This window comes from Mesorhizobium sp. M2C.T.Ca.TU.002.02.1.1 (assembly GCF_003997225.1).
This window is the reverse complement of the sequence record NZ_RZTO01000404.1, coordinates 1-5,530: the sequence shown is the minus strand read 5'-3', so window position 1 is coordinate 5,530 and position 5,530 is coordinate 1. Positions and strand designations below refer to the sequence as shown.

Here is a 5,530-nt window from a genome sequence, read left to right as displayed (position 1 = left end):
GGCCGTCCACGCGGTTGCAGCGCCGCTGCCGGCAATCGCCGCGGCTCCGGTGGCTGCGGCTCAGCCCGCCGCGGTCGCCGCGGCGGCCTCCGATCCGTCGAAAAACGCCGTGCCCTCGCCGATGGTCGGCACGGCCTATCTGGCGCCCGCGCCCGACGCCAAGCCGTTCGTCGAAATCGGCCAGAAGGTGAAGGAAGGCCAGACGCTGCTCATCATCGAAGCGATGAAGACGATGAACCAGATCCCCTCGCCGCGCGCCGGCACGGTGACCGCGATCCTCATCGAGGACGCCCAGCCGGTCGAGTACGGCATGCCGCTGGTGGTCCTCGAGTAGAGCCGGGAACAGCCAAGAGATGTTCCAGAAGATCCTCATCGCCAATCGCGGCGAAATCGCTCTGAGGGTGCTGCGCGCCTGCAAGGAGCTCGGCATCCAGACGGTGGTCGTCCATTCCACCGCGGATTCCGACGCGATGCATGTGCGGCTTGCCGACGAGAGCGTGTGTATCGGCCCGCCGCCGTCGCGCGAAAGCTACCTCAACATCCACCAGATCGTCGCTGCCTGCGAGATCACCGGCGCCGACGCCGTGCATCCGGGCTACGGCTTCCTGTCGGAGAATGCCAAGTTCGCCGACATCTTGGCGGCCCACAACATCACCTTCATCGGCCCGTCGGGCGACCATATCCGCATCATGGGCGACAAGATCGAGGCCAAGCGCACGGCAAAGCGTCTCGGTATTCCCGTCGTGCCCGGATCGGACGGCGCGATCAGCGACGACAAGGAAGCCAAGCGCGTCGCCGCCGAGATCGGCTATCCGGTGATCATCAAGGCCTCCGCCGGCGGCGGCGGTCGCGGCATGAAGGTGGCGCACACCGAAGCGGACCTTGAAGTGGCGCTGCAGACGGCCAAGTCGGAAGCGGGCGCCGCCTTCGGCGACGACGCCGTCTATATCGAGAAATATCTGGAAAAGCCGCGCCATATCGAGGTGCAGGTGTTCGGCGACGGCGCCGGCCGCGGCGTGCATTTCGGCGAGCGCGACTGCTCCCTGCAGCGGCGCCACCAGAAGGTCTGGGAGGAAGCCAATTCGCCGGCGCTCAATGCCGAGGAACGTTCGCGCATCGGCGACATCTGCGCCAAGGCGATCGCCGATCTTGGTTATTCAGGCGCCGGCACGATCGAGTTCCTCTACGAGAATGGCGAGTTCTATTTCATCGAGATGAACACGCGCCTGCAGGTCGAGCATCCGGTGACCGAGGCGATCACCGGCATCGACCTCGTGCACGAGCAGATCCGCGTCGCTTCGGGCGCCGGGTTGTCGGTCAGGCAGGAAGATATCAAGTTCAACGGCCACGCCATCGAGTGCCGCATCAACGCCGAGGACCCGCGCACCTTCGCGCCCTCGCCCGGCACGATCACGCATTTCCACACGCCCGGCGGCCTCGGCATCCGCGTCGATTCCGGCGTCTATTCCGGCTACAAGATCCCGCCCTATTACGACAGCCTGATCGGCAAGCTGATCGTGCATGGCCGCAACCGCGTCGAATGCATGATGCGGCTGCGCCGCGCGCTCGACGAATTCGTCGTCGACGGCATCAAGACGACGCTGCCGCTGTTCCGCGACCTTGTCGGCAACCCCGACATCGCCAATGGCGACTACGACATCCACTGGCTGGAAAAATACCTGGCCAAGGGTGAATAGCACGGGGATGCGATGACCCGCCCCTACGCGCCAGGCTATCGCATTCCCACCGACCTGCTGCTTCGGGCCTATGCCTCCGGTGTCTTCCCGATGGCCGAAAGCGCCAACGACCCGGAAGTGTTCTGGGTGCGGCCGGAAACGCGCGGCATCATTCCGCTGGACGGGTTCCATACGCCGCGAAGCCTCAAGAAGACGATCCGCAGGCATCCCTTCGAGATCCGCTACGATTTCGATTTCGAGGCGACGATCGACGGCTGCGCCGAAAAGCGCGAGGAGCGCCGCTCGACCTGGATCAACGCGCCGATCCGCGAAGCCTATGTCGAGCTCTATCGGCTTGGGCACTGCCATTCGGTCGAGGCGTGGCGCGAGGACCGACTGGTCGGCGGCCTCTACGGTGTGTCGCTCGGACGCGCGTTCTTCGGCGAAAGCATGTTCGCCAGGGAGACCGACGCGTCGAAGACCTGTCTTTACTATCTCGTGGAACGGTTGAAGGCGCGCGGTTTCGCGCTGCTCGATACGCAGTTCACAACCGAGCATTTGAAGCGCTTCGGCGCTGTCGACGTGCCGCGCGGCCAGTACGAGAAAATGCTCGCAGAGGCGCTGAAGGGCGAGGCTGTCTTCTATCCGTGAGGATCAGTCCCGTGCCGCGTCGATCGGCGTCTGCGCATGGAACATCATCTTCCAGCCGTCGGCGCGATGGACGTAGCCGGTGCTGACGAGCGCCGCATAAGGCTCGCCGTTCTCGCGCGTCGCACGCGCTTCGTAAGTGAGCATGACGATGTCGCTGCCCGGCTCGACCATGCCCTTCAGCGTGATGTCGAGGTCGCGCCAGCGGTTGGCCTTGCTGGCCGTTGCTGCCAATTCAGCATTGGTCATCGCCTTGGCCATTTGTGGAAAGGCGACCAGGCATTCCATATCGGCATTGGCTTGGTAGTAGGCGGAATCGCCGGTCCAGAAGCCTTTCTCAAGTTCGAGAAGCTCCTGCCTGTTGGCGGTGATCGGCTTCGTGATGGTCATCGCGGAACTCTCCTCGCCTGTCGCCGATTTGGAACGGCTCAAGGGCGGGCAGGTTCCGATATCAGTTGGTGCTGGTCGTGTCGTCCGGCTCCGGCGTCGCGTCAGCGGGCTCGGACGGGGCGTCAGCCGGCTGCGCCGGAGCGTTGGGCTTGGCGGCCTGGGCCTTCGGCTTGGCTGTGTCGGCCTTGGCCGCCGTCGGCGGTGGCACGTCCGATTTCTGCTTGCAGCCCTTGAGCCAGACGTCATAGACGGCGTGCTCGACGGCGTTGAGGCCGGGGCTTTCGGCAAACATCCAGCCGGTGAAGATGCGGCGAATCTTGCGGTCAAGCGTGATCTCGTCGACCTCGACGAAGGAATCGGTCTTGGGCTGCTCCGTATCCGGCCGCGAATAGCAGACGCGCGGCGTCACCTGCAAAGCGCCGAACTGAACGGTCTCGTCGATATAGACGTCGAAGGTAATGATGCGGCCGGTGATCTTGTCGATGCCGGCGAACTCGGCCACTGGATTGGTGACGCGGTCGGAGGCCGCGGGTGCAGGGGCCGGTGCCTGCGCGGCGGCGAAGGCTGCCGTCGAGGCGAGCAGAAGGGACGCCGCCGCGATCAGCGCCTTTGAGGTTTGGCCTGGAATCCAAGAGCGCAATTCCGGACGGAAAACCGCTGCGCACTTTTCCTGGAATTGCCTCGAAGAGCTCATGCAAAATACCGGTGGTTGCGCCCGGGTGATTCTCTCAACGCCCAAGGCTAGTCATAGCTGCGCAGTCAGCAAGCAGCTAAATGCCAATTGTGGCGATAAAGGACCGAAGCGGCGTCGTGGACGCGGATTACGATCCGGGCGTCCAGGCGTCGTAGTCGCCGGTCACCTGCGGACGATGCTGGTTGGTCAGGATCGAACCCTTCGGCCGATAGGCCGACGGCGTTCCGGTCGGATTTGCCTGATGCGGCTTTTGCCATTCGCGCGGCTTGTAGCTTTCGCTGGCCGGAGCGGTGTCGACCCGATGATGAATCCAGCCATGCCAGCCCGGCGGAATCTTCGACGCTTCCGAATAGTCGCGATAGATCACCCAACGGCGCGTGCGGCCTTCCGAATCGACCCCGCCCTCGTAATAGACGTTGCCTGCTTCGTCCTCGCCGACCCTCTTGCCGAAGCGCCAAGTGTGGAAGCGGGTGCCGAGCGTCTGGCTGTTCCACCAGGTGAAAAACTGCAGCAGGAAAGTTTTCATCCAGATCCTCGCGACGGCAGCGGCTCCTGCCTTTTCCCTGCTTATGGCGTCACGCCGCCGCGATGGCAAGGGTTTTGCCGCGCCCGAAATGTAAATGCTTCGTGCGCTAAATCGATGCACCGCTGCTACCGGTGGCAGCGCCGCTTGCCAAGCGCGGCCCGTCTTTCTAAAGCTCGGCCCGCCCCGTTTTGGGCGCTCTAAATCAAAGAGATAGAGCATGATGTCGTCCGAAAACCGCTTCACACTTTTCGGCATCATGCTCTAGGGAGGTGACGATTGACCCGGAATCCGTCCGCCGACAGCCGGATCAGCGCCGAAGACATTCGCCGCCGCAAGGGCGGCGTGCCCATCGTCTGCCTCACCGCCTACACCTATCCGATCGCCCGTCTGCTCGATCCACATGTCGACCTGCTCCTGGTCGGCGACAGCGTCGCCATGGTCCTGCATGGCCATGCCACCACGCTCGGCGCCTCGCTGGAGATGATGATTGCTCACGGCCAGGCCGTGATGCGCGGCTCGGCCAGGGCCTGCGTCGTGGTCGACATGCCGGCGGGCACCTATGAGGCCTCGCCGGCGCAAGCGGTGGCGGCGGCGAGGCGGATCGTAAAGGAAACGGGCTGCCAGGCCGTGAAGCTCGAGGGCGGCGTCGACATGGCCTCCCGGATCGCGGCGATCGTCACCGAAGGGATACCGGTCATGGGCCATATCGGCCTGCAGCCGCAATCGGTGGAGAAGGACGGCGGCTACAGGATCAAGGGCCGGACGCAGGACAACATTGATGCCCTGCTCAGCGATGCCGAGGCGGTGGAAGAAGCCGGCGCCTTCTCGGTCGTCATCGAGGGCACGATGGAGGCCGTGGCTGCGAAACTTACCCGTCACATCTCCATACCGACCATCGGTATCGGCGCCAGCGCCGACTGTGACGGCCAGATCCTGGTGATCGACGACATGGTCGGCATGACCGTCGACCGTGTGCCGAAATTCGTCAAGGAATACGCCGACTTGCGCGGCGTGATAGCGGATGCGGCAGCGCGCTACGCCGCCGAGGTGCGCAACCGCGCCTTCCCCGGTCCCGACCACGTCTTCACGACGGCCTCCGCCAAGGACAGGACATGAACGCGCCAATCGTCATCGACAGCGTCACCGCCCTGCGGGCGCAGGTCCGGGACTGGCGGCAAGCCGGCCTGAAGGTCGCCATGGTGCCGACGATGGGGGCGCTGCATGACGGCCATATCTCGCTGGTCAGGATCGCGCTCGAACGGGCCGAGCGCTGTCTCGTCTCGATCTTCGTCAATCCGACGCAGTTCGCGCCGACGGAAGATCTCGACAAATATCCGCGCCAGTTGGCGCGCGATCTCGACCGGTTGCGGGACGCCGGCGCCCATCTCGCCTTCACGCCGGGCGTCAGCGAAATGTATCCCTCCGGCTTCGCCAGCAAGATCTCGGTCGGCGGCCCCTCCCGCGGGCTGGAAACCGACTTCAGGCCGAGTTTCTTCGACGGCGTCGCCACCGTGGTGGCCAAGCTCTTCCTGCAGGCGGCGCCCGATTGCGCCGTGTTCGGCGAGAAGGACTATCAGCAGCTCTGCGTCGTCAGGC

The 5,530-nt window shown here is 64.5% G+C and carries 8 protein-coding genes; 5 read left to right on the top strand and 3 right to left on the bottom strand.

Features of this window, described 5'->3' with window-relative positions:
* From accB to aat, 3 genes are all read left to right on the top strand, one after another.
* On the top strand, positions 1–334 hold a 334-nt coding region (accB, locus tag EOD07_RS20565), incomplete at its 5' end, for an acetyl-CoA carboxylase biotin carboxyl carrier protein (protein WP_127236766.1).
* Between the two features lie 19 nt (positions 335–353).
* Positions 354–1,697 (top strand): acetyl-CoA carboxylase biotin carboxylase subunit, encoded by a 1,344-nt coding sequence (accC, locus tag EOD07_RS20560; RefSeq protein ID WP_040983120.1) that lies wholly within the window; start codon positions 354–356, stop codon positions 1,695–1,697.
* Between the two features lie 12 nt (positions 1,698–1,709).
* Complete coding sequence (aat, locus tag EOD07_RS20555) at positions 1,710–2,327, top strand: leucyl/phenylalanyl-tRNA--protein transferase (protein WP_127236765.1); 618 nt, start codon at positions 1,710–1,712, stop codon at positions 2,325–2,327.
* A 3-nt stretch (positions 2,328–2,330) separates the two neighbouring features.
* Here aat and EOD07_RS20550 read toward each other — a convergent pair whose 3' ends face one another.
* The 3 genes from EOD07_RS20550 to EOD07_RS20540 all read right to left on the bottom strand — a co-directional run bounded on the left by EOD07_RS20550 (position 2,331) and on the right by EOD07_RS20540 (position 3,934).
* The gene (locus EOD07_RS20550) at positions 2,331–2,714 is read right to left on the bottom strand and encodes a hypothetical protein (protein WP_127236764.1); all 384 of its coding nucleotides are present in this window, start codon (positions 2,712–2,714) and stop codon (positions 2,331–2,333) included.
* 61 nt (positions 2,715–2,775) lie between these two features.
* Positions 2,776–3,408, bottom strand: coding sequence for a DUF2155 domain-containing protein (locus EOD07_RS20545; protein ID WP_245470345.1), 633 nt, complete (start codon positions 3,406–3,408; stop codon positions 2,776–2,778).
* Positions 3,409–3,535: 127 nt separating this feature from the next.
* The gene (locus tag EOD07_RS20540; protein WP_040983126.1) at positions 3,536–3,934 is read right to left on the bottom strand and encodes an NADH:ubiquinone oxidoreductase subunit NDUFA12; all 399 of its coding nucleotides are present in this window, start codon (positions 3,932–3,934) and stop codon (positions 3,536–3,538) included.
* Positions 3,935–4,210: 276 nt separating this feature from the next.
* Here EOD07_RS20540 and panB point away from each other — a divergent pair, with 276 nt between their 5' ends.
* Positions 4,211–5,050, top strand: coding sequence for a 3-methyl-2-oxobutanoate hydroxymethyltransferase (gene panB, locus EOD07_RS20535; RefSeq protein ID WP_127236763.1), 840 nt, complete (start codon positions 4,211–4,213; stop codon positions 5,048–5,050).
* The coding region (locus EOD07_RS20530; protein ID WP_164772385.1) for a pantoate--beta-alanine ligase at positions 5,047–5,530 on the top strand (484 nt) is incomplete at its 3' end. The genes panB and EOD07_RS20530, both read left to right, overlap by 4 nt.

Coding starts and splice junctions, on each gene's coding strand:
- accC (WP_040983120.1), top strand. CDS start 354: ATGTTCCAGAAGATCCTCATCGCCAATCGCGGCGAAATCGCTCTGAGG.
- EOD07_RS20545 (WP_245470345.1), bottom strand. CDS start 3,408: ATGAGCTCTTCGAGGCAATTCCAGGAAAAGTGCGCAGCGGTTTTCCGT.
- aat (WP_127236765.1), top strand. CDS start 1,710: ATGACCCGCCCCTACGCGCCAGGCTATCGCATTCCCACCGACCTGCTG.
- EOD07_RS20550 (WP_127236764.1), bottom strand. CDS start 2,714: ATGACCATCACGAAGCCGATCACCGCCAACAGGCAGGAGCTTCTCGAA.
- EOD07_RS20540 (WP_040983126.1), bottom strand. CDS start 3,934: ATGAAAACTTTCCTGCTGCAGTTTTTCACCTGGTGGAACAGCCAGACG.